This is a genomic window from Pseudomonas sp. LBUM1658 (assembly GCF_059716055.1).
This window is the reverse complement of record NZ_CP166798.1, coordinates 3,016,159-3,040,614: the sequence shown is the minus strand read 5'-3', so window position 1 is coordinate 3,040,614 and position 24,456 is coordinate 3,016,159. Positions and strand designations below refer to the sequence as shown.

The following is a 24,456-nucleotide window of genomic DNA, read 5'->3' as shown; positions in this document are numbered from 1 at the left end:
GAGATGGTGAAAGACCTGTTTAGCGGTGTGCAACAGGCCATTCAGTTCCTGGCCGGAAAGCTGGCTTACCCGTTGGCCGTATGGCACAGCTATCAGTATTTCAAGGAGTCGGCCGAAGACCTTCAGCAACACAAATGGGGATCCGCGCTCAAGGCGTTCATCTACGGGGTCGGTCAGCTTGCGACGATCAAGAAGGCCATGGAGGCGTCTCCATCAACGCCGGTACCGACGGCTGCAAAAGATGTTGTTTCCACCGAGTCGCCTCTGGAGCCACCTGCAGTTATCACCAACTGGGCCAATATGGACCTGACGGCGCCTCAGCGAACTCGACTGCAGCCTTATGAGGTCATGGACGTCGCGCTCAAGGATCTGAAAAAGAGCACGGAGCACGGGGTTTATCTGGATGCAGCGACTAACCGCCAACTCATTCCCCTTGCAGGGAAAGTCTATCGTGTAGAGAAACGCGGACATCTCTGGCAGATCATCAGTGATCAGTACAAAGGCCCTTTTGTACGTAAAACCGAAGCACAACAGTGGGTATTCGACGCTCGCCAGCACCTCCCCCGCTTCGGCGGGGCGCTGACCAGGTTAAACAATCAATACCTGACCTGGTCGAGCGTTCGCAACGGAATGAACATAGAAGCCGTTGGCATGAAGAACATTCGACGGCTGTACCCTGAAAAAGCACGGATGATCAGAGAAGGACTGGATCTTGCCATGCATTACACCAGTTACTGCAAGCACAACCTGCGCCTGCTGGATCCTGCTGTTCAACCGGTCACGCGAGTGCATCGATTCCTCAAGAGTTTTTTTGCGGTGTCCACGATAGAACCGAGCCTGGTGCAGAAACTGACAGCCGCTGTCGACAAGATCCTCCTGGAGCTGGTGGATCCGTCTCTTGCGTCCCCCAACTCAAAGCGCTTTGTCACAGGTTTTCACCGCTCTCACCCAACTACCCATACAGCCTTTGTGATCCCGGCCGATGCCGAACGCAAACTGTACCTGGCGGAGCGTTTCTTTGACTTTGGCTATGATCTGTATCGGGCACACTTGATGGGCGATTTCGATATCGATACCCATGCAAGAGCTACAACCATTATTCATGAACTGACTCATTTAGTCTGTGCTACCGAAGATATTGCTTATCTTGAGTCCGCAAGGCCGTTCCCTGATCTATTGGCTGAAGCAACGGGAAAAAGATTGAAGGATGCCCTGCACGACGTTCAGACCGCATCACTGTCCATGCTTACCCCAATCACCGAATTGTTCCAGGTCCTGGACGAGGACACCGGCACCTGGATGGATGCGGGTGCCGCCGTTAATACGGAGCACATTGAAGATCATATTCTGAAACTTACCGGAGGTAAGGACCTGGACGATGCACGTCGAATCTTTCGCACCGACTCGACCCGACGAATCGACACTATATTGGGCAATGCCGACTCCGTTGCCTACCTTATCATTCAACTCGGCCGCCAACTGGATCCCGTTCCGTCCAGCCGGCCTGTATCGCCGATACCCTGAACGCAGACGGCGTCTATCGTGTTTAAAGGGTAAGGAAGACAAAATAAGCTTCACTTGATGTTCTTTTGCCATATCGACTGTTCTCGTCGACCACCTGCGAAGGTTAGAATGCAGGAAATCAGGAAGAGTCAATGAGCGAAAAGTCCCTCTCGGAAGCCGAATACGACGCCGTCACCGATGCTGCCGCGCATTGGTGCATGCGGCTGCACGCGTTTGACTGCACGGCAGCTGAACGCCTGGCTTTCGAACAATGGCGCGATGCTCACCCGCTACACGCCTTCGAATACGAGGCGATGCTCGAGATCTGGGATGTCTCGGAGCATCTGCCTCGCGCTGCAGCCCCGTCGACAGTGGCTGCCCCCCTCAATCGATGGCGAACCTACGGCCTGGCCGCGGCGATCAGCCTGCTGGCGCTGCCACTGGCGGCGTATACCGGCTGGAGTCTGGGCTGGCTGCCAAACTCTTACGAACACTTCCAGGCCGGCAACGGTGTGCGGCAAATCACCCTGGCCGATGGCAGCCTGGTCGAACTGAACCTGGGTAGCGAACTGACCTACAGCAACTACAAGGATCAGCGCCGGGTCACACTGAACAAAGGTGAGGCCTTCTTCAGTGTCAGCCATGACAGCGCACATCCCTTCGTGGTCAAGGCCGCAGACGGGCGTATTCGTGTCACCGGCACCCGGTTCAACGTATGGATGTACGAAGATCAGGTGCGAGTGACACTGTTGGAAGGTTCGGTACTGGTCAGCAGTCACGCCGCTCAACCCGGCGACGGCCTGCGCCTGGACCCGGGCATGCAGGCTCGTTTCAAAGCCGGCGACTATTCGCCGCAGCTCAGCCAGACCTATGCCGGCGATACCTCGCTGGCCTGGCGCGGCGGCAAGCTGATTCTCGACAACCTGGCCCTGGTCGATGCCCTGCCCCTGATCAACCGCTACCTGAGCAAGCCGCTCATGCTGGCGGATAACGCCACCGGTGCGATTCGCATCGGCGGCATCTACAACACCAGCGAGGTCAAGCGCCTCGTGACCTCTCTACCCAGAGTGCTGCCGGTGTACCTGACCCAGAACAGGGATGGCAACCCGGTGCTCAACTCGATTCCGCGCCAAGCCCCAAAACGCTGAAAGGCCGCGCCCCCCTTGGGCGCGACCGTGGTTTTGGCCGGTGCAACCTACTGCGCCGCCACTGTACCTGAGCGTTCGTCCTGTTCACTGATGACCTGCAACTGATACTGCGGATCGTCCTTGATCTGCTGTTCAGTGAACGGCAACGCACTCCACTGTTTCTTCGAGAACGCTTCAGTCTGGTCCCGTGAGTGCCTGGAAGCCGGATCGCTCGACAGCGAAAACGCCAGCAGGCCCTGGGCTTGCGGCCCCTGACCGTCGAACGTCACCACCTGCAGATAACTGGTGCCACTGACCACTTCGCGCTTGCCACCTTCAACCGCTACGCTCTGGATGGCGTTATACACCCCCAGGCTCGCCGGACCGCCATGGATCGGCGTCTGCTGCCCACCACTGCTGACCACCTGAATATCCCCCCAACGGCTATCCGCCGTCAGCCCGGCCTTGGCCACCTGTGTGACCGAAACCAGCATCGCTTCACGCAACGCACTGGCAACCGCCGGCCGATCGAGAGCCAGGCCGCGCGGCGTGTGCTTTGGGTCTGCCGGGTCAAAGGCGACACGCCAGAGATCAGGGATTTCCTGCAACGGCTCCATGACGTTCTGAAAATGCACAAAGCCCAGACCAGTTTGCAGGTTAGCACTGCGATCCCAGGTCTTGAGACTGGAACACAGCGAGGTCAGGGTCGCCGCGTCAGCGCCCAGGCTGGTGGCGCAGAACTGCAACAGATCCGGCATGACCTGGCTCGCCAGGTAAACCTGATCGTCCATCACCATCCGCTGCATGTCCGCCACGGCCAGCGTCCCGGCCTTGCTCAACGTGCTCAAGCGATCCAGGGCAAAACGGGCACGCTGACCCAGTGGCAGGCTGTCCTGACTGATCAGCGGCGAAAAACCCTTGAGCGGCGCTGCCGGGTTGGCCATCCAGGCCGAATCGTTGGAGTTTTGCACATAATCGGTCCGCAGCAGTTGCGGCAACTGGCTGGCTGGGTAGATACCCTTTTGTGCCGCCGTGCTTTCGATGTCCCAGGCACAGGCACTGCGGGAGCCGTCGAGCACAATCATTTGCAATCCGGCCCGAGGGTCGCTGCACTTGGCCAGCTTGGCCGCGTTGACGTTCGGCACCACCGACAGATTCATATAGAGCGTCTGCCCCTGGTCGTCCACCGCCAGGGTATTGACCCAGGGAATGCCCTGAATCTTGTGCACCGACGCCTGCAAGTCCTTGAGGCTGACCGCACTATTCATCGCGTACCACTGCTGTAGCACCCGGTCGTTTTCCAGGTTGGCGTCGCGCAGGCTATAGGCGAACTCATTGTTCCAGTCCAGTTTGCCCGGCCATTGCACCACCGGGCCGAACACCGAGCTGTACACCACACGGGAGACTGGTCGGGTGCTGCCATCCGCGGCCTTTACATTGACCGTCAGCGTTTGCCTGGTCATCGGCAAGGACTTGCCATCGAGCAGGTAACGGGTCGCATCCTTGGGGTCCAGCTGCAGGCGATATAGGGTGAAGTGCCTGGACGTGTCCACTGTGTGGGTCCACGCCAGGTGCTGACTGAAACCGATATTGATCATCGGCAAGCCTGGCAATGCAGCCCCCATCACATTCAGTTTACCGGGGATGGTCAGGTGCATCTGATAAAAGCGCATACCGCCAATCCATGGGAAATGCGGGTTGGCCAACAGCATCCCGCGCCCATTGAATGAGCGTTCACTGCCAATGGCGACGGCGTTGCTGCCGCGATCCAGGGCGAAGCGTTGCACTCGGGTGGCGGCCAACCGGAACGCCTGTGACGAATCTGAGACTTGAGTGACGGCCTTGGGCGGTGCGGCACCGACCAGGGCCTCGGCGAATTGCCCGACACCCCCTTCGACCAGCAAGCGCCGGGTCAGCTTGACCAGGTCCAATGGGGTAATTGGTCGCACCCAGGCTGCCTGGCACTGTTCAGGCAGTCCGCGGGCTTGTCGTTCGGCGAGCGAACGGTTGTAACCGGCGACATAACCTTCGATCAATTGCCGCACTGGCGGGGTTTGCGCCTGCCAGAAAGCAGACACCGCCTGTGGCGTATTCAACCAGTTGAAAAACAGGTCGCTGGCAAGGTTTTCCCGCTCTTCGAGGGTGAACGGCTCAGGGCCGAAATACTTCGAGCGCTCGCCGTTGACCGTCACCACTTCATTGGCCAACAGACACAGATTGTCCTGGGCGTAGGCATAGCCGATACCATACCCCAGCCCCCTTTCATCATCGGCGCGGATGTGCGGTATGCCAAAAGTGGTGCGCCGAATATCGGCACTGGCCTCCCCTGTCGCCGCTTCTGCCTGGGCGGCAACACTCAGCCCCAGCAACAATCCCGCAAGGCAAAACCTGGGTAACGGCCTGGAAATAATCACGCTGACTCCTGATCGATAGGAACGAAAAACCAGGGCCGGCATGCAGTGTGATGGCGATGCAAACAGCGCAGCCAACCTGGAAAAGAACGCAGTCCCGGGTTCGACCCGGAATCTGTCTCCTCCTGAAGACGAAGCAAACGTAAAAAAATTTAGCGCCTGGCGCCCCGTCTCTCCGGGCATTTGACGGGGCATCGACCTGATACCGACAAATTTTCTACATCTGGCGCTTCATTATTGGGCTTGCTCGTACGTCTTACTAACTGAGAGCACCCGTCATTTTCCTGATCAAGCTCTGAAAAGGAGTTTTTGCATGTACAACCAGCAACTGCCAATGGATGGTAACCAGACCCTGCACAGCCCTTCGCTGGGCAACAGCGGCGCATACGAGAAAAGTCTCGAGCGCCACGGCAATGATCGGATCCGTCTGGTGCTCAAAAGCTTCGGTTTGCGCACCAGCCTGATTCGCCTGAAGGTCATCGACGCGCTGTTGAAAGCCGCCGAAAGCGAGCGCTCGCTGGGCGTGCGCGGTGTGCACAGTCACTTGCTGGAACTGGACATTCCGTTGTCCTTTCTCAGCGTGCGCGAAGTGCTCAAACGTCTGTGCAGCGAAGGCGTGATCACGCTCAATCCAGACAAGAGCTACAGCCTGGATCAACAGGCTGCCGCGCTACTCCAGGGCAAGGCCTGAGCCCTGGCGTGCTCGGTGCTCGGTCAGGGCTTGACCTTGCGGCGCATCACGCCATTGACTACGACCACTATCACCGCCACCGCAATGGCGATGTACTGGAACATTTTTTCGGTAATCATCCCGGCGTTCTGCAGGTAAGAGAGGCCAATCATGATCCCCAGTACCACCAGGGAAATCAGAATCGAGTATTTCAAACGTTGCGACTGGGTCATTGCGGGTTCCTGAGCCTGAATAAGGTGTATCCGGATGCGTGCCAGGCCCCTGCTTCTGTACGGGGCCGGTGGTTGCAAACGGCGTCACATGTTACCGCGCAATGAAACCCGCGTCCCATGCCTGAGCAGCTAAGCTTGACGCACCACCCACAAGGAGGTGCGTCATGGGTCAGCATCAGATAGCAGTGGAGCAGGTCTGCAACCAACTCTATATCGACGCCACGATCGATACCGTCTATGACTACGTGACCCAGCCGGATCGCTGGCACGAGTGGCACCCTACCTCGCTCAGTGCCGAGACCGGCATCGGCGGTTCTTTGCCGACAGGCCACCGGTTTACCGAAGTGATCGACCTGCTGGGTCTGCAAATCCCGATGAATTACCGAGTGCTGATCGCCCACCGGCCAGACGAATTCAAGGCCCTGTTCTGCTCCACACCGGTTGATGGCAGTCTTCACTACCAACTTCATCGATGTGGCAGCGGCACACTGTTCAAGCGCACGCTGCAGTACTCGACACAGATGAACCTGGGCGGTCTGCGCCAGCGGATGGTCGAGTTGTCCAACACCGCCATGGGCAACCTCAAGAAAAAGCTCGAAAGCCACTCAGCCTGACATATTTGTAATGCCCGCCTCAGTTGGCTGACAGGTGGAACGGATTACAATCCCGTCGAATCTGACGCCACCGGCTTGCAGGGAGCTTTGTATAACCTTGAAACAAAAGCGCCTTTTTTTATCGCTGAGAAGGGTCAGAATGCGCCTCGACTGCAAGGTGACCAGGGTTCCGGCCGCCTTGAATACACTGTTCAACAAGAGCTAATCGATGAAAAACACATTGCGCCTGACAGCCCTTTGCGCCCTGTTCATCAGCTCGCTGGCCCAGGCCGCCGAGCTGATTCCGATCGATGTACACCGTGATGCCAACTGTGGCTGCTGCAAAAAGTGGATCACTCACCTGGAGGCCAACGGCTTCAAGGTCAACGACCAGGTCGAAACCAACATGAGCGAAGTCAAACAGCGTCTCGGCGTGCCGCCGCGCCTGGCGTCGTGCCATACCGCTGTGATCAACGGCAAATTCGTCGAAGGCCATGTGCCCGCCGAACAAGTGCTGGCCTTGAGCAAACGCTCCGACCTGCTCGGCGTGGCCGCTCCGGGCATGCCCATGGGCTCGCCGGGGATGGAGATGGATGGCATGGCGGATGCATATCAGGTCATAGGTCTCAGCAAAAACGGCACCGATGAAGTGATCGCCGACTACCCGGCCCATTAGTGCTCGCAGGTTACCTCGGGCTGTTCCTCGCGGCGTTTGGCGCCGCCACTTTGCTGCCGTTGCAATCCGAGGCGGTGCTGGTCGGTCTGCTGCTCAGTGGCAAGTACCTGGTCTGGTTGCTGCTGAGTATTGCCATTGCGGGCAATGTAGCGGGCTCACTGGTGAATTGGTGGCTGGGGCGCGGCATCGAGCGTTTTCGCGACAAGCGCTGGTTCCCGGTCAGCGCGCAATCACTGGAAAAGGCTCAACGGCATTATCAGCGTTATGGACACTGGTCATTGCTGCTCAGCTGGGTGCCGATTATCGGCGATCCCCTGACATTGATCGCCGGGGTGCTGGGCGAGCCGTTCTGGCGTTTTCTGCTGATCGTGACCCTGGCCAAATCCGCCCGCTATCTGGTATTGGCCTGGGTGACACTGGGCTGGATGCAGTGAACCTTTGATCCAAGGGAATGCCTCTGATTAATGTCGCCATAATCCTGTGGCTACAGCATCGACGGGTTTCCCATGGAGTTCATGCATGTCTCGCTCACCTTCCCTCTGGCTTTCCAGCCTGTTGCTGACCGCCGCTCTACCCGCCTTCGCCGCTGAAGGCCCGACCTATGGACCCGAGCTGCAAGGCTTCGAATACCCCTACCCGGTCCGGCACTTCGCTTTCGAGTCCCAGGGCCAGTCCCTGCAAATGGGCTACATGGACGTACCTGCCAGCGGCAAGGCCAACGGTCGCAGCGTGGTGCTGATGCACGGCAAAAACTTTTGCGGCGCTACCTGGGACACCTCGATCAAAGCCCTGAGCGAAGCCGGCTACCGGGTCATCGCCCCGGACCAGATCGGCTTCTGCACCTCCAGCAAGCCGGACCATTACCAGTACAGCTTCCAGCAACTGGCAAGCAACACCCATGAGCTTCTGGCCAAACTCGGCATCCAGCAAACCAGCGTGCTCGGCCACTCCACCGGCGGCATGCTCGCAACCCGCTATGCCCTGCTCTATCCCGAACAGGTCGAACGCCTGGCGCTGGTCAACCCCATCGGCCTGGAAGACTGGAAAGCTCTCGGCGTGCCCCATCGCAGTGTCGATCAATGGTATGAGCGGGAATTGAAGGTGAGCGCCGATGACATCCGTAACTACGAGCGCAGCACTTATTACGCTGGCCGCTGGAAACCCGAGTTCGACCGCTGGGTCGATATGCTCGCCGGCCTGAACAAGGGCCCGGGGCATACCCGGGTGGCTTGGAACTCCGCGCTGATTTACGACATGATCTTCACCCAGCCGGTGTTCTACGAATTCAAGAATCTGCAAATGCCAACCCTGCTGCTGATCGGCACCGATGACACCACCGCCATCAACAAGGACCTCGCCCCAGCGGCGCTCAAGGCGAAAATCGGCAACTATCATCTGCTTGGCAAAGAAGCGGCCAAGCTCATTCCACAGTCGACGCTGGTGGAGTTCCCTGGCCTGGGCCATGCGCCGCAGATGGAAGAACCGGCGAAATTCCACAAGGCCTTGATCGGCTGGCTCGACACCCCATCCACCCGTTAACGAGGTAGCGTCCATGGCTGTGCAGATTGCGGTAATCGATGACTGGCAGAACGTCGCCAGCCGTGTGGTGGGCTGGTCCGCCCTGGCGCCCATCGGCGAAGTCAGCTTCCTGCATGACTTCCCGACCGACCGCGCAACGCTGCAAGAACGGCTCGGCGCTTTCGAAGTGATCTGTATCATGCGCGAACGCACCCTCTTCGACGATGCCCTGCTGCGTGGCTTGCCCAACCTCAAGTTGCTGGTCACCGGTGGCATGCGCAATGCGGCGATTGATCTGAAAGCTGCAGCCGAACTGGGGATTGCTGTATGCGGCACCGACAGCTACAAACACGCCGCGCCCGAGCTTGCCTGGGCATTGATCATGGCCCAGACCCGAAATCTGCTGAATGAAGCCAACGCCCTGCGCAACGGTGAATGGCAGCAAGGCTTGGGCGGTGACCTGCACGGCAAGACCCTGGGCATCCTCGGGCTTGGCAGTATCGGCAAACGCATTGCCCGGTTCGGCCAGGTGTTCGGCATGCGGGTGATCGCCTGGAGCGAGAACCTCACTGCCGAGCGCGCTGCAGAGGCCGGCGTCACCTATGTCAGCAAACGCGAACTGTTCGAACAGGCTGACGTGCTGTCGATCCACCTGGTGCTCAGCGAACGCAGCCGCGGCCTGGTGGACGCCGAAGCCCTGGGCTGGATGAAGCCCACCGCGCACTTGATCAACACCGCCCGAGGTCCGATCGTCGATGAAGCCGCGTTGATCCAGGCGCTCCAGCAGCAGCGCCTGGCCGGGGCGGCGCTGGATGTGTTCGAGCGCGAACCATTGCCGGCGGATCATCCGTTTCGTCGATTGAGCAATGTGCTGGCCACACCTCATGTCGGGTATGTCAGTGAACAGAATTATCGATTGTTCTTTTCGCAGATGATTGAAGATATTCAGGCATGGGCGGATGGTCAGCCGATTCGCTTGCTGGTTTGAACCTGTTCAATAGATATCGAGCCAGCCCGGCGGACAGGGATGAGCCCGATAGAACCCGAGCATGGCTGCCCGGTCACGCTCAAACCAATCGCTCACCCAGCGTTGATATTGATAGTGGGCAGCTACCTCACTGGCTGGTCGATCAAGACAATCGGCTATGGCCTGGGCCGTCTGCATACCGGACATCAATGCTTTGATAACGCCATGGGAGGCGCCGGGGTCCAATAGGGCAGCGGCATCACCGACAACAAAATAGCCGGGGCCAGCCGATGCGTTGCACAAACGCCAGGACACATCCGCCCCTCTGGTGCCGCCGATGGCCTCAAGATGCGCCAGTGACTGAGGCAACGCTGGCGCACGGGTATGCTCTCGGGAGAACCAGACTCGCGTCCAGTGATAGCGGTCCAGTGCGACTTGAGCGATCCAATACCAACCACCGTCATCAGCCACGATAGCCGGCGTGCGATTGACCTTATCGCCAGTACCTTTGCGGTAACCGTATCGGGCAATCAAGGTCGGGGAAAACGGTTGCCGCGTCAGCCCCAGCTGCCGCGAAAGCCAGCCATGGGAACCACTGGCATCGATCAGGTATGAAGCGTGCAACTGGCTTGAGGATGTTTGTACGCCTTGCACTCGCCCTTCGTACACCCGCACTTTTCTCGCTTCACACGGCTGCATGACCTTCACCCCCAGCACAGCCGCCCGCTGCAACAGCAGCTGATCCAGCGCAACCCTCGGGATCTGAAAGCCACGCCACGGCCCCGCTGCATCCTGGCCGAATGCATTGAACTGCGGGTCGCCTGCCCAATGGACCCAACTGCCGGTATGACGCAGAAACGCACCTTGCTGCACCTGCTCGGCAATGCCCAATTGCTGCAACAGCGGTTCGACACCTGGATGCAGGGTCTCTCCCGGACGCTCGCGAGGAAACGCGCAGCGTTCGAGCAGCGCTACCCGCATTCCCCGCTGGGCGCAGGCAATGGCCGCCGCGCAACCGGCCGGACCGGCCCCGATCACCACCACATCAAAGCGATTCATGTTCGAGGCGCCAGGGGTCCTGGTCCCATTTGATCAACAGGGCCTGCGCACTGACGAACAAGCGAACCTGCTGCTGAACTTCAACATGGCGATACTTGAACGCATCGCCCGCTGTCGTGACCTCGCCACGCTTATACAAATGGAAGTGCTGAATCTCGCCTTGAAGAACGATTCCTGACTCTTGCTGGGCAATTTCCAGGTCAGCATCAGGGCGCTGCACCAGGATGAAAGACAACACCGGCCACTGCCGACGCTGCTCTTTGTCCACTCCCGCTCCGACGGCGTTGTAGGCGCGGTACATCGCCATGACTCGCTGGTGATAATGCGCGGTCGTGGTCTGCGCCGTACCATGCAACGATAGCTCCCCGGCCAGCGCCGCCTGGGTGTAGTCGGTGTATTCGTAGGCCCTGTATTGCGCCACCGGCCGTCCTTCCAGCTCCAGCAGGACCGGGCCATGCACACCATCCCAGAGCATTTCCTCATCGGTCAGCGGAATGATGGTCGTCGAGACCGAGCGCGGTTCGAATGTCCGGGTCGAGTCCGGTGATACACCCGGCCAGTAAGAACCCAGCGCCGCGCAAATCCTCACATCCTCGGTGAACGGACTTGCCAGTTGATAACCGCACAGCATGTTCAGAAACGGCGAGTTCGACGTCCCCCGGCCAATCTCCCAGCCCGGACCGAATACACCGCTGGCGAAGTCCGGCAGCCAGGATTGGCGCTGGGCCAGGGCCACCGCAGTAAGCTGTGCGGAGGGCGGATCAAGGCGCTCAATGGGGAGCGAAACGATTGCGGTGACACCCCGGTCCTCAACAGGAAAATGTTCGCCCTTCAACGACTGATTGGCATAAAAACGCACATCCGACAACGGATCCAGTCGGGTATGCCAGACCTGCTCAGAGGCGAACAACGGCTCATTGGCGGCCCACTCTTTCAGTTCTCGTTGACCACACAACGGGAAGAAGTCCGGAGCGCCCAGGATCGAATAGGCCGCAACGTTCGTGCCTGAAAAGGGCTCCAGCTGCGGGCACCGGGCACGGACCCAACCATCCGCCATGGCATCCTGATAATGCACGGCACGATAACCGCCGGCCTTGACGATCGAGTCGACCGCCAGACTATCGTTGAGGTCCTCGATGCGACCATCGGCCAACACCTTATGCCGACCATGCACCAGCCCGCCGGTCCCGGCCGGCATCATGAACGTGAGGGGCTCACCCTTGTAGAAAGCCGGCTCCACCAGGCGGTTCCTGGCAACGGGAATCAGTAGCCCTTGGCCGAACGCCTCAGGCGGCGCCCATTGGGCCAGTCCTTCGGTCATCACAAAGGGTGGATTGTCGATATCCGGCGCCTGCCAACCTGTGCCGCTGAACCGTACATGGATCTGTTTGATCTTCTCGTTGATCTGGTGGTTATCCAGTTCGAGGGTCAAGTCCAACCCATCCAGACACTCCGGGCCACTGAACAATTTGTGCAAGGGCACCCAGAAGTCCAGGGACGGGTCGATATCCGCCTGAAAATTCATCGGTCCGAAACGCTGGTAATCGCCTTTTTGCTGCACGGCGATGTAAGCGCTATAACGGGCCGGGATAACCCGCATGGCCTGCCGATCACCTTCGACAAAGGGCAGGAATCCTCGGCGCTGCGGGTCGTAGAGCGCAGGCGCAGTGCCAATTCTGGCCACCCCGGAGCGGGAAAAACACAGATCGGCCTGGTGTCGATGAACGGTTTCGGGACCAGGTCGATACTCGCTGGCGAATACCGCAATAGCCAGAGGAGCACCGCCAGCCTGGCGTTGCACATCAGCCAGTGAGGGTGGATGCATACCGTAGACGTAGTTCAATACCGTTTCAATCTCGGCCGCGCTCGGATACAGCTGCAACGGAGTACCGCTGGCATCGGTCGTCACATTGGGCGATGCCAGTGCGTGATACAGCAGGCTGCGCGCCGGCTGTCGCGCGGCGATGCCTGAGTCGCCTTGCGTCGAAAAATCCTCGAAGCCCTTGAGTGTCCGGTCCACCTGGAGCGGCTTACCCAACTCGTGATGCAAGTCCGCCGAGCGGATATCAAGCCCATGCTGCAACAGCAATCCATGCCAGCCACCTGGAGCCAGACGCTCGCAGATAGACCTCACTTCATCGATCAATGCCATATTCAGCTCCCTTGAATGGCCAGCGCGCAGCAAAATGGCGCCAGGGTTGGTCCTTGCCAATCATGTTGTATGAATGGGCACAATCCGACAACTAGCTGAACTGCTAGGTAAGATCGATTTCAAAGCGCCCGAGAAAACGCACCACAGCACCACAATAGTGCAAACGCATTTTCTTCCCGCCCCGCCATCTGGCAGCCCCCTCTCCTTTTTCGTGCATCGAACGCAAAACCATGTCCCTCGCCAGTGCGCCCGTAAAACTTTTGTGGTAGGCAATCGGCTTATTGGGCATTTTGTCGGACAATTTTGCCAAAGATGCCTCCGCCGCTCTAACTTCTGGCCTAGACTCAATTTCTCGGGCGAAAACCAATCGGCAAACCACACAAAAAAAGTCGAAACTTTCTGTCCGGGCGAAAGGTCAGGTTAAAGGAAGGCCGTAATGTTTGGTGCAATCCTTGCAACGGCCCATCCACTATTCATTGCTTCAGCGTACTCGGTGCCATTCGCCCGTTTGCGTAGCGCTTGTGCGCTTGGCCACAGGAGTTGGCCAACCCTATCTCTGGTGATTCGCCAGGAACAATTCAAAAAAAGGGGAAAGACAGATGATCAGTGCCAGTGCCGCTGTAGATACCCAAGGAGAACTTTCTCATCAGCAGGTCGGTGAATCGGTGCCAACGCCGGTTCTCGCCACAGGTGGCAGGACGCTGCAGCCAGCGCTCAGGCACAATCCCAATCGAAAGAAAGTCTTGTTCGTCACTTCGGAGATTGCCGATCTGGTGAAAACCGGCGGCCTGGGCGACGTCTCTGCGGCGCTGCCCAGGGCCATGGCGCTATTGCATGATGTGCGAGTGCTGATCCCCGGTTACCCCCAGGTACTCAATAGCGAAAACCCGATCCATATCATCGGCGAACTGGGCGGTCACGCCGCGCTGCCACCCTGCAGGATCGGGCGCATGGACATGCCTGACGGCCTGGTCATCTATGTGTTGATCTGCCCGGAGTTGTACGAGCGCGAGGGCACTCCCTACGGCGCCAACAACGGGCGCGACTGGCCGGACAATCATATCCGCTTCGCCCGCCTGGGCCTGGCCGCCGCCGATATCGCCGCCAACATGGCGCAGATCCATTGGCACCCCGACCTGGTGCATGCCCACGACTGGCCTGCCGGCCTGGCACCGGCCTATATGCACTGGCGCGGTCAGCGCACTCCGACCCTGTTTACCATCCATAACCTGGCCTACCAGGGCGTGGTCAGCCTCAACTCCTGCCCCGAGCTCGGCATTCCGATGCATGCCCTGCAACAGGACGGCATGGAGTTCTACGGCAAGATGTCATTCCTCAAGGCCGGGATGGCCTACTCAAGCCATATCACCACCGTCAGCGCGACCTACGCTCAGGAAATCACCACGCCGGCTTTCGGTTGCGGTCTCGATGGCTTTCTGGCCAGCAAGACCCAGCAAGGCCTGCTCAGCGGCATCCCCAACGGCATCGATGAAAGCTGGGAATCGGCCACCGATCCGCATCTGGTCTGCCCGTTCAGCATCGGCGATTGGGAAGGCAAGGCGATCAACGCTGCCCATGTTCGCGAACTGTTCGGCCTAAAGGAAAGCGAAGGCCCATTGTTCGCCGTGGTCTCGCGCCTGGTGTACCAAAAGGGCCTGGACCTGACCGAAGGCGTGGCCGAGTTCATCGTCGCCTCGGGCGGCCAGATCGCGATCATCGGTCGTGGCGAGCCGGAAGAAGAACAAGCCATGCGTGCCCTCGCCCTGCGTTTCCCCGGGCAGATCGGTGTGCGTATCGGTTTCAACGAAACCGATGCCCGTCGCATGTTCGCCGGCAGCGATTTCCTGCTGATGCCTTCGCGCTACGAGCCGTGTGGCCTGAGTCAGATGTACGCCCAGCGCTTCGGTTCATTGCCGGTGGCACGTAACACCGGGGGCCTGGCCGACACTATCGAAAATGGCGTGACCGGTTTTCTGTTCGACGAATCCACGGTGCCCAGCTATCAAGAAGCGCTGGAGCGGGCGTTCAAGGTATTTGCCTACCCCGACCTGCTCAACGCCATGCGTTGCCGGGCCATGGCCGCGCCGTTCAACTGGTGCAAGGCGGTCGAACCCTACGCCGAACTTTACGAGCAACTGGTGGCTAAAGCGCTGGGTAAATCGGGCAAACATTGAGGTCTTCATAGATGCCGTTACGGACTCTGGAAACCTGGCCCCACGGCGCAATCATGCTGGATGCAGAGCACACCCGCTTTGCCTTGTGGGCGCCAGATGCGTTTTATGTCAGTGTCGAACTGGAGGGCGGCCAGTCGTTGCCGCTGTTACCCCAAGCCGACGGCTGGTTCGTGATTCAAACCCGCTGCCCCGCCGGCACCCGTTACCGCTTCAACATCGATGGCGAACTGGAAGTGCCGGACCCCGCTGCCCGGGCTCAAGCCGGCGACGTGAGTGCTCCCAGTGTGGTGGTCGACCCTCTCGCCTACCGCTGGCAGCACAGCGCATGGCAAGGCCGCCCGTGGCATGAGGCGGTGATCTATGAGCTGCATGTCGGCGTGCTGGGTGGCTACAGTGAAGTCGAGAAACACCTGCCGCGCCTCGCCGCACTGGGTATCACCGCGATCGAGTTGATGCCGCTCGCGCAATTTCCCGGCGACCGCAACTGGGGCTATGACGGGGTTTTCCCCTATGCACCCCAAGCCTCCTACGGTTCGCCCGAACAGCTCAAACAGCTGATCGACTGCGCCCACGGCCTGGGCCTGGCAGTGATTCTCGACGTGGTCTACAACCACTTCGGCCCGGACGGCAACTACCTGCATCGCTACGCCAGTAGTTTCTTTCGCGAAGACAAACACACCCCCTGGGGAGCGGCGATCGACTTTCGCCGCCGCGAAGTGCGCGACTTCTTCATCGACAACGCGTTGATGTGGATTCTCGAATACCGCTTCGACGGCCTGCGCCTGGATGCGGTGCATGCCATCGATGACCCGGAGTTCCTTCAGGAACTGGCACAGCGCGTGCGGCAACAGATCGACCCACCGCGACATGTCTGGCTGACTCTGGAAAACGAGTTCAATCAGGCCAGTCTGCTGGAGCAAGGCTTCGACGCCCAATGGAACGATGACGGGCATAACGCTTTGCACGTGCTATTGACCGGCGAAACCGATGCCTACTACGCCGACTTCGCCGAGCAACCCACCGAAAAGCTTGCCCGTTGCCTGAGCCAGGGCTTTGTCTACCAGGGTCATACCACCCGCCACGGCACCGCCCGCGGCGAACCCAGCGGGCACCTGCCACCCAGCGCCTTCGTGCTGTTCCTGCAGAATCACGACCAGATCGGCAACCGCGCACTGGGTGAACGGCTGAGCCACCTGGCACCGCCACAGGCGCTGCAGGCCGCCACGGTGTTGCTGCTGCTGGCGCCGATGATCCCGTTGATGTTCATGGGCGATGAAGACGCGGTCAGCGAACCGTTTCTGTTTTTCACCAGCCATCACGGTGAATTGGCCGAAGCTGTCCGGCAGGGCCGGCGCAATGAGTTCGCCGCCTTCAGCGCTTTCGCCGATCCGCACAAACGCGAGCAGATCCCCGACCCGAATGCCCCCGAGACCTTTCATGCTTCGCGTCCTGACCTGGCTCGAGCGACTGCAGATACGCAACGCGCGACCCAGGAGCTGTACCGGCAACTGTTGGAGATCCGCCATAGGGAGATCATCCCGCGCCTGCCCGGTGCCCAGGCGCTGGGTGCCGAGGTCCTGGCCGAGGGTGCGCTCAGCGCGCGCTGGCGGCTGGGCGACGGCAGCCTGCTGCGAATAGATCTGAACCTCAGCGCACAACCGCTGGTCCATTCACCACAGGACCTGACACAGGCCCTTTTCGAATACCCGCAACAGGCATTCAGCCTGCTGCAACAGGGCACCCTCGCCCCGTACAGCGCGCTGGTCAGTCTGACAGCGCCACCTCTGACTGGAGAGCGCCCATGAGCGATACGCAACTGGAAACACTCGCCAGCCGAGCGGGCCTGGCAGTCGACTGGATCGATGCCAATGGCCAACCGCAAAAAGTTTCTCCCGCCGTACTGCGGGCTGTCCTCACCGGGCTCGGGCACCCGGCCTCCACGACTCAGGAAATCGATGCCAGCCTGCTGCAGCTGCAACAGGTCCAACAGACCAAACACCTGCCGCCGCTGCTGACCGCAGACTTCGGCAAGGGGCTGGACCTGGCGCACTATTTTGCCCCGCAAACGCCCTGTGAGATTCACCTGGAAGACGGCGCCGTGCTCAACCTGAAACTGGACGCCGAGGCGGTCCTGCCAGGTTTGGTTCCAGTCGGTTATCAAAGTGTCAGCATCGCCGGGCAACACTTCACCCTGGCTGTGGCGCCCAGCCATTGCTACAGCGTCGGCGATGCCGTCGACAGCCCGAAGCCACGCGTCTGGGGCTTGGGCGTGCAGCTGTATTCCCTCAGACGTCCTGGTGATGGCGGCTTCGGCGACACCCAGGCGCTGGAGAACCTCGCCCGGGTCGCCGGCGAACGGGGCGCCGATGCCTTGGCCATCAGCCCGTTGCACGCCATGTTCAGCAGCGACACTGAGCGTTACAGCCCCTACTCCCCCTCCAGCCGGCTGTTTCTCAACAGCCTGTATGCCGCGCCCGGAGCGATTCTCGGTGAACGTGCCCTGCGCACTGCGATTGACGCCACAGGCCTGGCCGAAGAGCTGCACCGACTGGAGCAGCAGCCCCTGATCGACTGGCCGACCGCGGCTGCGGCCAAACAACGGCTGCTGCGGGCGCTGTATGACGGCTTCTGCCAGGGCGAACATCCCCTGCATGAGGACTTCAGCAGCTTTCGCCACAGCGCTGGCGAAGCGCTGGAAAACCATTGCCGGTTCGAAGCGCTGCAAGCCGAGCGCGCAGCCCGCGGCGAAAGCCTCGACTGGCGCGAGTGGCCGCAGCAGTGGCGTGACCCTGGCAGTGCGGCACTGGCCGAGTTCGCCGAACAAAACGCCGGGGAAATCGGCTTCTTCGCCTTCTGCCAATGGCTGATCGCCCGTTGTCTGGAGCGCGCACAAACGGCGGCACGCAGCAGCGGCATGGGCATCGGCCTGATCGCCGATCTGGCGGTGGGTGCCGACGGCGGTGGCAGCCAGGCCTGGAGTCGCCAGGACGAACTGCTCGCGTCGCTGACGGTCGGCGCGCCCCCCGACATCCTCAATCGTACCGGTCAGGGCTGGGGCATTTCGGCATTCAGTCCCGAAGGACTGGTGCGCAATGGATTTCGCGCGTTCATCGAAATGCTCCGGGCCAACTTCGCTCACGCCGGCGGGTTGCGAATCGACCACGTGATGGGCCTGCAGCGCCTGTGGGTGATCCCTCGGGACGCACCACCCAGTGACGGCGCCTACCTGTATTACCCGGTGGACGACCTGCTTCGTCTGCTGGCGCTGGAGTCATTCCGGCATCAGGCGATCGTCCTTGGCGAAGACCTCGGTACCGTGCCGGACGGGCTGCGGGAAAAACTCATCGCCCGCTCGATGCTCGGCATGCGCGTGCTGCTCTTCGAGCAGGACCAGAATGCACGCTTCAAATCGATTCTCGAGTGGCCGGACAACGCCTTGGCCACCACCAGCACCCATGACTTGCCAACCCTCAACGGCTGGTGGCACGGCCGCGATATCGAATGGAATGTCCGCCTCGGGCTGGCGGATGCCCCCACCGAATCCCACTGCCGCGCCCATCGACAACGCGAACGTGTCGGTTTGCGCCGGGTCTTGAGCGAAGACCCACAGAACTTTCGCGAAGAATCCCACGAAACCGACCAGATACTCGACGCCAGTATTCGCTTCCTTGGTCACACCCGTGCGCCACTGGTCTTGCTGCCGCTGGAAGATGCCCTGGGCATCGACGAACAGCCCAACCTGCCCGGCACCACCGACAGCCATCCCAATTGGCGTCGGCGCTTGTCCGGCGACAGTGAAGCGTTGCTCGATGACGCGGATGCCGCACGACGCCTGGAAATACTCGCCTGCGCTCGCCTGCAAGCCTTCGAGCGTGACCAATGAAGGACCAGGTCCCTGCGCTGCGGGCAACCGTGCGCCTGCAATTTCACCAGGGGTTCACCCTGGATGACGCAGTGCCGTTGCTGCCGTACTTCGCTCGCCTGGGCATCAGCCATATCTACGCCTCGCCGCTGCTCAGTGCCCGCGCCGGCTCAATGCATGGCTATGACGTGGTCGACCCGACCACGGTCAATCCCGAGTTGGGTGGAGAAGCGGCCTTGCGACGCCTGGTCGGCGCCCTGCGGCAACAGCGCATGGGCCTGATCCTCGACATCGTCTCCAACCACATGGCGGTGGGCGGTGCCGACAATCCCTGGTGGCTGGATTTGCTGGAGTGGGGGCGACGCAGCCCCTATGGCGAGTTCTTCGATATTCAGTGGCACTCCCCCGACCCCTTGCTTGAAGGCCAGTTACTCCTGCCCTTTCTGGGCAGTGACTACGGCGTCGCGCTACAGGACGGGACTATCCCCCTGCGCTTCGATCGGGAGCGCGGGGCCTTTTATGTCGAGCACTACGACCACCGCTTCCCGATCTGCCCCACCGACTACGGTGAACTGCTCAACCCCGGCGATCAACTTGATCCCGAAGCCGCGCAACAGCTCAAGTCCCTGGCTGACCGTTTCAGCGCCCTCCACTACCTGTCCGACGCTCACTCCCTGGCGGTGCCGCTGCACCGGGACCTGTTCGAACTGGCCCGGCAACCGGTGATCCAACAGGCCATCGAACACACCCTGAGCCTCTACGACTCCCGCCAACCCGAAGGACTCGAGCGCCTGCACAACCTGCTGGAGCGGCAGAGCTATCGCCTGGCCAGTTGGCGCACCGCGGCCGACGATATCAATTGGCGGCGCTTCTTCGACATCAACGAACTCGGCGGCCTGCGGGTCGAGCGTCCGGTGGTGTTCGAAGCCACCCATGCGAAGATTTTCCAGCTGATCAGCGATGGCCTGGTGGACGGTTTGCGCATCGACCATATCGACGGGCTCGCCGACCCTCGAGGTTACTGCCGCAAATTGCGCCGACGGGTCGATGCCCTCGCGCCTGCGCAACACTTCCCGATTTACGTCGAGAAGATCCTCGGCCTGGGTGAAACCCTGCACACCGACTGGCGGGTGGACGGCAGCACCGGCTACGAGTTCATGGATCAGGTGTCGCTGTTGCAACACGACCCGCAGGGCGCGGAAAACCTCGCCGAGCTGTGGAGCCGCCACAGTGAACGCCCCGCCGAATTCCTGCTGGAGGCACTGCTGGCTCGTCAGCAGATACTCAACGGTTCCCTGGCCGGGGATTTCGAAAGTGTTGCCCAGGCCTTGTTGCAGATTGCCCGCAATGACCTGATGAGCCGCGACCTGACCCTGGGGGCGATCCGCCGGGCGCTGCAAGAGTTGATCGTACACTTCCCGGTGTACCGGACTTACGTCAGTGCGCGTGGTCGGGCAGCAGAAGACAACGTGTTCTTTCAACAGGCCATGGCCGGCGCCCGCAGCACCCTGGGCGAAGCCGATTGGCCAGTGCTCGACTACCTCGAGCGCTGGCTCGGCGGCCAGCCCTGGCGCGAAAGCCCCGTGGGCAGGCAACGCAAGATCCTCAAGCATGCCTCGGTGCGCTTTCAGCAGTTGACGTCGCCTGCAGCCGCCAAGGCAGTGGAAGACACCGCGTTCTATCGTTCGGCAGTGCTGCTGTCGCGCAACGACGTCGGCTTCAGCACCGAGCGGTTCAGCGCCCCGGTTGCGGACTTTCACCTGGTCTGCAGCCAGCGTCTGGCGACTTTCCCGGATAACCTGCTGGCCACGGCGACCCATGACCACAAGCGCGGCGAAGACACCCGCGCGAGGCTGGCAGTACTCAGCGAACGCAGTACCTGGTATGCCGATCAGGTCGAGCATTGGCGAGCACTGGCCGTCCCCCTGCGCAGCGATCCCATTGCGCCGTCGGCGGGTGATGAGCTGATCCTCTATCAATCCCTGCTCGGCAGTTGGCCGCTGGAGCTGCGCAGTGACGACACTCACGCCCTGCAGGACTATGCTCAACGCCTCTGGCAATGGCAGCAAAAAGCCTTGCGCGAAGCCAAGCTGCAGAGCAGCTGGAGCGCGCCGAATGAGGCTTATGAACAGGCCACTCAAGAGTTTCTCGAGCGCCTGCTGTTATCCCCCGAGGGGTTTGAGCTACGCTCGGCTGTAGGTAACGCCGCGCAACTGATTGCTCCAGCCGGCGCCTTGAATGGCTTGGCTCAAACCTTGCTGAGGCTCACGGTGCCAGGTGTCCCTGATCTGTATCAGGGCAACGAGTTCTGGGACTTCAGCCTGGTGGATCCGGACAACCGCCGCCCGGTGGATTTCAGCAGTCGGCAACAGGCATTACAGAGTGCTGCACAGGTTTCGCAGTTGTTGGTGAACTGGCATGACGGGCGTATCAAACAAGCGCTGATTGCCAGGGCGCTGGCTCTGCGTGCCGAACATCCGGAGCTGTTTCGCCGGGGCCGCTACCAGCCCCTGGAAGTGCTCGGCAGTCAGGCTGAACGCGTGCTGGCGTTCAGCCGCGAAATCGAGGGTCAACGGGCCGTGGTGATTGTTCCAAGACTGGTATCCGGCCTGCTGAAAACTGGCGCGCAACCGCTGGTGTCTGCATCGGAGTGGGGCGATACCCGGGTAAAACTGCCATTTACCGCCTCCGGGCAAAATTTGAAGGGACTTTTTTCAGCCTGCGCAGTCACACACCACAACGAGCTATTGATAAGCGCCGCGCTGGGGGAATTCCCGGTCAATCTCTTTATCCAAACTTGAGTTCAGTTCAGGAGCATAGCGATGAGTAGCGACGACAAACGCGTCCGTGAGTTTGCCTATCAAATCTGGGAATCCGAAGGTAAGCCCGAAGGCCAGGAAGCCCGTCATTGGGAGATGGCGCGCAAGCTCGCCGAGGCCGAAAGCCTGGTCCCGAACAAACAGTCTAAAGCCAGTACCACCAAGGCCAAACCCGAAGCCAAAACCAAAGCCAAAGCCCCCGCGGCTACACCCTTGGTAACGCCGCCGGGCGAGAAAAAAGCGGCGGCCGCGAAAAAACCACGAGCACCGCGCAAGCCATCGGCGAGCTGATCAGCTCAACCCCCCTTGTGGTGAGGGGGCAAGTCCCCCTGTAGGAGCGAGCTTGCTCGCGATGGACTCAAGGGCGACGCGTTTATTCAGACAACACGCGTTATCGTTAACGTCCATCGCGAGCAAGCTCGCTCCTACAAAAGATGCCCGCCCCTCTCGCTGGCCAGCAGAAAAGCGTTGCTGATTTACCGACTGAACTCATTTGCAGGAGCATCTATGACCACGCCAAAAAAAGCCGCGCCAGCGCCAGAACCTCAGATCGAGGTCTCGCGCATCCGTGAAGGTTTGCCCTTTCCATTGGGTGCGACCTGGGACGGCCTGGGGGTCAACTTCGCTCTGTTCTCGGCCAACGCCACCAAAGTCGAACTGTGCGTGTTCGATGACGCCGGTGAAGTTGAACTCGAGCGCATCGAACTGCCTGAGTACACCGACGAGATCTTCCACGGTTATCTGCCTGACGCCCACCCCGGGCTGATTTACGGCTATCGGGTCTACGGTGCCTACGACCCGGAAAACGGTCATCGCTTCAATCACAACAAGCTGCTGATCGACCCCTACGCCAAGCAACTGGTGGGCGAGTTGAAATGGTCCGAGGCACTGTTTGGCTACACCATCGGCCACCCTGACGCCGACCTCAGTTTCGATGAACGCGACAGCGCGCCATTCGTGCCCAAATGCAAGGTAATCGACCCGGCCCACACCTGGGGTCATGATCACCGCGTCAGCGTGCCGTGGGACCGGACGATCATTTATGAGGCTCACGTGCGTGGCCTGACCATGCGCCATCCCTCCGTCCCCGAGGCCTTGCGGGGCACCTTCGCCGGGTTGATGGTCGATGACGTGCTGGAACACATCCGCAAGCTCGGTGTGTCGACCGTGGAATTGCTGCCGATCCACGCGTTCGTCAATGACCAGCACCTGCTGCACAAGGGCATGACCAATTACTGGGGTTACAACAGCATCGCCTTCTTCGCCCCGGACCCGCGCTACCTGGCCAGCGGCAAGATCGCCGAGTTCAAGGAGATGGTCGCGCACCTGCACGAAGCCAATCTGGAAGTGATTCTCGATGTGGTCTACAACCACACCGCCGAAGGCAATGAGCAGGGCCCGACGCTGTCCATGCGCGGCATCGACAACGCCTCCTATTATCGGCTGATGCCCGACGACAAGCGCTTCTACATCAACGATTCCGGCACCGGCAACACCCTGGACCTGAGCCACCCCTGCGTACTGCAAATGGTCACCGACTCATTGCGTTACTGGGCCAGCGAAATGCACGTCGATGGATTTCGTTTCGATCTGGCAACCATCCTCGGCCGTTACCACGACGGCTTCGACGAACGCCACAGCTTCCTCGTTGCCTGTCGCCAGGATCCGGTACTGCGTCAGGTGAAAATGATTGCCGAAGCATGGGATTGCGGCCCCGGTGGTTATCAGGTGGGTAATTTCCCGCCGGGCTGGGTCGAGTGGAATGATCGTTTTCGCGACACCGTGCGAGCCTTCTGGAAAGGTGACGACGGCCAGCTGGCGGACTTTGCCGGGCGCATGACCGCTTCTGGCGAGATGTTCAACCAGCGCGGTCGCCGCCCCTACGCCTCGGTCAATTTCATCACCGCCCATGACGGCTTCACCCTGAACGACCTGGTCTCTTACAACGACAAGCACAACGAAGCCAACGACGAGAACAATGAGGACGGCACCGACAACAACCTGTCCTGGAACCACGGCGTCGAAGGGCCGACCGACGACCCGCAAATCAATGAATTGCGCTTGCGCCAGATGCGCAATTTCTTCGCCACCCTGTTGTTGGCCCAAGGCACGCCGATGATAGTGGCCGGTGACGAATTCGCCCGTACCCAGCACGGCAACAACAACGCTTATTGCCAGGACAGCGACACCGGTTGGGTTGACTGGAACCTGAGCGACGACGGCAAGGCCTTGCTCAAGTTTGTCAAACGCCTGATCAAGCTGCGCCTGGCTTACCCGATCTTGCGCCGCCAACGTTTTCTGGTGGGCAATTACAACGAGGATATTGGCGTCAAGGACGTCACCTGGCTGGCACCGGACGCCAGCGAGATGACCATCGAACAATGGGAGGAAGGCCATGGCCGCTGCCTGGGCATGCTGCTCGACGGCCGCGCCCAGGAAACCGGCATCCGCCGCAAAGGCGCCGACGCGACCTTGCTGCTGGTGGTCAACGCCCATCACGACGTCGTCAACTTCACCCTGCCGCAAGTACCTGAAGGCATTTTCTGGACCTGCTTGCTCGACACCAACCAACCCTCGATTCGCGGCCAGGAACGTTTCGAATTCGATGACCAGTATTCAGTGACCGGGCGCTCGCTGCTGTTGTTTGAATTGCAGCGTGAGGAAGAGGATTGATCACCAGCCTGTAGATTTC

At 60.3% G+C, this 24,456-nt stretch carries 19 protein-coding genes; 14 read left to right on the top strand and 5 right to left on the bottom strand.

All coding sequences use genetic code 11. The features are described from left to right. The first annotated feature begins 3 nt into the window (after nt 1-3). Both ACA064_RS13915 and ACA064_RS13910 read left to right on the top strand, forming a co-directional pair. Nucleotides 4-1,524, top strand: a complete 1,521-nt coding sequence (locus ACA064_RS13915) for a M35 family metalloendopeptidase (RefSeq protein ID WP_497673864.1) — start codon at nt 4-6, stop codon at nt 1,522-1,524. Nucleotides 1,525-1,655: 131 nt separating this feature from the next. After that, a complete protein-coding gene (locus ACA064_RS13910; protein WP_497673863.1) occupies nt 1,656-2,651 on the top strand; it encodes a FecR family protein in 996 nt (331 codons plus the stop codon). A gap of 47 nt (nt 2,652-2,698) precedes the next feature. Here the strand turns inward: ACA064_RS13910 and pvdQ are convergent, their stop codons facing one another. Continuing rightward, entirely contained in the window at nt 2,699-5,044 is a 2,346-nt protein-coding gene (pvdQ, locus tag ACA064_RS13905) for a bifunctional acylase PvdQ (RefSeq protein WP_497673862.1), read from the bottom strand. A 310-nt stretch (nt 5,045-5,354) separates the two neighbouring features. On the opposite strand from pvdQ, the gene ACA064_RS13900 reads away from it, so the two are divergent. Continuing rightward, on the top strand, nt 5,355-5,732 hold the full coding sequence (locus tag ACA064_RS13900) for a fe2+ zn2+ uptake regulation protein (RefSeq protein WP_497673861.1): 378 nt from the start codon (nt 5,355-5,357) through the stop codon (nt 5,730-5,732). Nucleotides 5,733-5,755: 23 nt separating this feature from the next. Here ACA064_RS13900 and ACA064_RS13895 read toward each other — a convergent pair whose 3' ends face one another. After that, nucleotides 5,756-5,944, bottom strand: a complete 189-nt coding sequence (locus tag ACA064_RS13895) for a hypothetical protein (protein WP_497673860.1) — start codon at nt 5,942-5,944, stop codon at nt 5,756-5,758. Nucleotides 5,945-6,108: 164 nt separating this feature from the next. On the opposite strand from ACA064_RS13895, the gene ACA064_RS13890 reads away from it, so the two are divergent. From ACA064_RS13890 to ACA064_RS13870, 5 genes are all read left to right on the top strand, one after another. Further along, nucleotides 6,109-6,558, top strand: coding sequence for an SRPBCC family protein (locus ACA064_RS13890; RefSeq protein ID WP_497673859.1), 450 nt, complete (start codon nt 6,109-6,111; stop codon nt 6,556-6,558). A gap of 208 nt (nt 6,559-6,766) precedes the next feature. Then, nucleotides 6,767-7,213, top strand: a complete 447-nt coding sequence (locus ACA064_RS13885; RefSeq protein WP_497673858.1) for a DUF411 domain-containing protein — start codon at nt 6,767-6,769, stop codon at nt 7,211-7,213. Next, the gene (locus ACA064_RS13880) at nt 7,213-7,647 is read left to right on the top strand and encodes a YqaA family protein (protein ID WP_497673857.1); all 435 of its coding nucleotides are present in this window, start codon (nt 7,213-7,215) and stop codon (nt 7,645-7,647) included. The genes ACA064_RS13885 and ACA064_RS13880 overlap by 1 nt, the downstream gene beginning before the upstream one ends. Nucleotides 7,648-7,732: 85 nt before the next feature. After that, complete coding sequence (locus ACA064_RS13875; protein WP_497673856.1) at nt 7,733-8,752, top strand: alpha/beta fold hydrolase; 1,020 nt, start codon at nt 7,733-7,735, stop codon at nt 8,750-8,752. A gap of 13 nt (nt 8,753-8,765) precedes the next feature. Beyond that, a complete protein-coding gene (locus ACA064_RS13870) occupies nt 8,766-9,719 on the top strand; it encodes a D-2-hydroxyacid dehydrogenase family protein (RefSeq protein ID WP_497673855.1) in 954 nt (317 codons plus the stop codon). 6 nt (nt 9,720-9,725) lie between these two features. Here the strand turns inward: ACA064_RS13870 and ACA064_RS13865 are convergent, their stop codons facing one another. From ACA064_RS13865 to ACA064_RS13855, 3 genes are all read right to left on the bottom strand, one after another. After that, nucleotides 9,726-10,757: an NAD(P)/FAD-dependent oxidoreductase gene (locus ACA064_RS13865; protein ID WP_497673854.1), complete on the bottom strand. Its 1,032-nt coding sequence runs from the start codon at nt 10,755-10,757 to the stop codon at nt 9,726-9,728. Then, nucleotides 10,744-12,909 (bottom strand): hypothetical protein, encoded by a 2,166-nt coding sequence (locus ACA064_RS13860; protein WP_497673853.1) that lies wholly within the window; start codon nt 12,907-12,909, stop codon nt 10,744-10,746. The genes ACA064_RS13865 and ACA064_RS13860 overlap by 14 nt, the downstream gene beginning before the upstream one ends. 103 nt (nt 12,910-13,012) lie before the next feature. Then, entirely contained in the window at nt 13,013-13,219 is a 207-nt protein-coding gene (locus tag ACA064_RS13855; RefSeq protein ID WP_497673852.1) for a hypothetical protein, read from the bottom strand. Nucleotides 13,220-13,508: 289 nt separating this feature from the next. Between ACA064_RS13855 and glgA the strand changes: the two genes are divergently transcribed. The 6 genes from glgA to glgX all read left to right on the top strand — a co-directional run bounded on the left by glgA (nt 13,509) and on the right by glgX (nt 24,437). Further along, the gene (gene glgA / locus ACA064_RS13850) at nt 13,509-15,083 is read left to right on the top strand and encodes a glycogen synthase GlgA (RefSeq protein WP_497673851.1); all 1,575 of its coding nucleotides are present in this window, start codon (nt 13,509-13,511) and stop codon (nt 15,081-15,083) included. An 11-nt stretch (nt 15,084-15,094) separates the two neighbouring features. Continuing rightward, complete coding sequence (treZ, locus tag ACA064_RS13845; RefSeq protein ID WP_497673850.1) at nt 15,095-16,888, top strand: malto-oligosyltrehalose trehalohydrolase; 1,794 nt, start codon at nt 15,095-15,097, stop codon at nt 16,886-16,888. Further along, nucleotides 16,885-18,966: a 4-alpha-glucanotransferase gene (gene malQ, locus ACA064_RS13840; RefSeq protein ID WP_497673849.1), complete on the top strand. Its 2,082-nt coding sequence runs from the start codon at nt 16,885-16,887 to the stop codon at nt 18,964-18,966. Before treZ ends, malQ begins: the two co-directional genes overlap by 4 nt. Beyond that, nucleotides 18,963-21,746, top strand: coding sequence for a malto-oligosyltrehalose synthase (locus tag ACA064_RS13835; RefSeq protein WP_497673848.1), 2,784 nt, complete (start codon nt 18,963-18,965; stop codon nt 21,744-21,746). The genes malQ and ACA064_RS13835 overlap by 4 nt, the downstream gene beginning before the upstream one ends. A 21-nt stretch (nt 21,747-21,767) precedes the next feature. Then, on the top strand, nt 21,768-22,055 hold the full coding sequence (locus ACA064_RS13830; RefSeq protein ID WP_497673847.1) for a DUF2934 domain-containing protein: 288 nt from the start codon (nt 21,768-21,770) through the stop codon (nt 22,053-22,055). A 216-nt stretch (nt 22,056-22,271) separates the two neighbouring features. After that, nucleotides 22,272-24,437 carry a glycogen debranching protein GlgX gene (gene glgX / locus ACA064_RS13825; protein WP_497673846.1) on the top strand — a complete coding sequence of 722 codons (2,166 nt, stop codon included), beginning with the start codon at nt 22,272-22,274 and terminating at the stop codon, nt 24,435-24,437. The last annotated feature ends 19 nt before the right edge of the window (nt 24,438-24,456 follow it).

Bases quoted from the DNA above. Each gene is read 5' to 3' on its own strand.
- ACA064_RS13895 (WP_497673860.1), bottom strand. From the start codon at position 5,944: ATGACCCAGTCGCAACGTTTGAAATACTCGATTCTGATTTCCCTGGTG.
- ACA064_RS13875 (WP_497673856.1), top strand. From the start codon at position 7,733: ATGTCTCGCTCACCTTCCCTCTGGCTTTCCAGCCTGTTGCTGACCGCC.
- ACA064_RS13890 (WP_497673859.1), top strand. From the start codon at position 6,109: ATGGGTCAGCATCAGATAGCAGTGGAGCAGGTCTGCAACCAACTCTAT.
- ACA064_RS13835 (WP_497673848.1), top strand. From the start codon at position 18,963: ATGAAGGACCAGGTCCCTGCGCTGCGGGCAACCGTGCGCCTGCAATTT.
- glgX (WP_497673846.1), top strand. From the start codon at position 22,272: ATGACCACGCCAAAAAAAGCCGCGCCAGCGCCAGAACCTCAGATCGAG.
- ACA064_RS13865 (WP_497673854.1), bottom strand. From the start codon at position 10,757: ATGAATCGCTTTGATGTGGTGGTGATCGGGGCCGGTCCGGCCGGTTGC.
- glgA (WP_497673851.1), top strand. From the start codon at position 13,509: ATGATCAGTGCCAGTGCCGCTGTAGATACCCAAGGAGAACTTTCTCAT.
- ACA064_RS13860 (WP_497673853.1), bottom strand. From the start codon at position 12,909: ATGGCATTGATCGATGAAGTGAGGTCTATCTGCGAGCGTCTGGCTCCA.
- treZ (WP_497673850.1), top strand. From the start codon at position 15,095: ATGCCGTTACGGACTCTGGAAACCTGGCCCCACGGCGCAATCATGCTG.
- ACA064_RS13910 (WP_497673863.1), top strand. From the start codon at position 1,656: ATGAGCGAAAAGTCCCTCTCGGAAGCCGAATACGACGCCGTCACCGAT.
- ACA064_RS13885 (WP_497673858.1), top strand. From the start codon at position 6,767: ATGAAAAACACATTGCGCCTGACAGCCCTTTGCGCCCTGTTCATCAGC.
- ACA064_RS13900 (WP_497673861.1), top strand. From the start codon at position 5,355: ATGTACAACCAGCAACTGCCAATGGATGGTAACCAGACCCTGCACAGC.
- ACA064_RS13915 (WP_497673864.1), top strand. From the start codon at position 4: ATGGTGAAAGACCTGTTTAGCGGTGTGCAACAGGCCATTCAGTTCCTG.
- malQ (WP_497673849.1), top strand. From the start codon at position 16,885: ATGAGCGATACGCAACTGGAAACACTCGCCAGCCGAGCGGGCCTGGCA.
- ACA064_RS13870 (WP_497673855.1), top strand. From the start codon at position 8,766: ATGGCTGTGCAGATTGCGGTAATCGATGACTGGCAGAACGTCGCCAGC.
- ACA064_RS13830 (WP_497673847.1), top strand. From the start codon at position 21,768: ATGAGTAGCGACGACAAACGCGTCCGTGAGTTTGCCTATCAAATCTGG.